Annotated in this window: 2 protein-coding genes; one reads left to right on the top strand and one right to left on the bottom strand. The window is 40.5% G+C overall.

Translation table 11 applies throughout. The features are described 5' to 3' along the window. A partial coding sequence (locus tag A3739_RS29310) for a hypothetical protein (protein WP_197472036.1) occupies positions 1-261 on the top strand: 261 nt, incomplete at its 5' end. A gap of 24 nt (positions 262-285) precedes the next feature. Here the strand turns inward: A3739_RS29310 and A3739_RS29315 are convergent. Continuing rightward, on the bottom strand, positions 286-793 hold a 508-nt coding region (locus A3739_RS29315), incomplete at its 5' end, for a polysialyltransferase family glycosyltransferase (RefSeq protein WP_068500432.1).

The raw sequence follows: 793 nt of genomic DNA on the forward strand, positions 1-793 counted from the left end.
CGAGATACGGGACGTCTTTTTGAGCGCAAACTAAAGGGAGGGGCTGCGCGATTTGGCCTAGGCCCGAAAAAATGGATGAGCTACCCGGTTCCAGTGCGTTATGTGAAAGACTCCGACTATAAACTGCTTGGTGATAAGTTGTTGACCATTGCTAAGACAGAAAGATCTACACTCAGCAGTGATGATGCAGTAGAAACTGCTACTTCTTCGCTACTGGAAAAAGTAGCGCAGTTGAAAGGGGACTATCTTGGACAAAAGTAGACCGTAAAGTAAATGCTCCTTGTATTAATGGATATCCAGTTTTATCTCTGAGACTTTCTCGCCCTTATATTGTGCATAGGTGTTTCGCGCATTTATTCGGAATTTTTCAGTAAGAAACTCATCGTCTGGCGTTCTTATAAATTGGATATTTAGTTTTGGGTATAGGAGAGACAAAGTTTTGAGAGCTGTGCTAATAAAGCCAACTATGCTCGAGACTTTGTATGATGTGATAGAAATTTCAATAGGGCGATCATCTTCAATAAGCTTAAGGTTTGCCAATGATAACCATTTTTGAATATTCTCCTTTGATTCAGCTCTGTGAGGAAAATAGTAAGCTTTACCATTCTTACTTAGCTTTTGAAGGCATTTTAAGTAATAGTCTTCGCTAACGATTCCTGCTTCTACGAGTGGTTGTCCTAATATGCCTGTTGGTGCGTTAGAGTCGCTTGTTATTTTCTTTCTGTAATAGGTCGTTTGAGAGAATCTATTTTCGACGACAGATACATGGGGCGTGGGGCTCAAATCAAACATA

Source organism: Oleiphilus sp. HI0067, assembly GCF_001635735.1.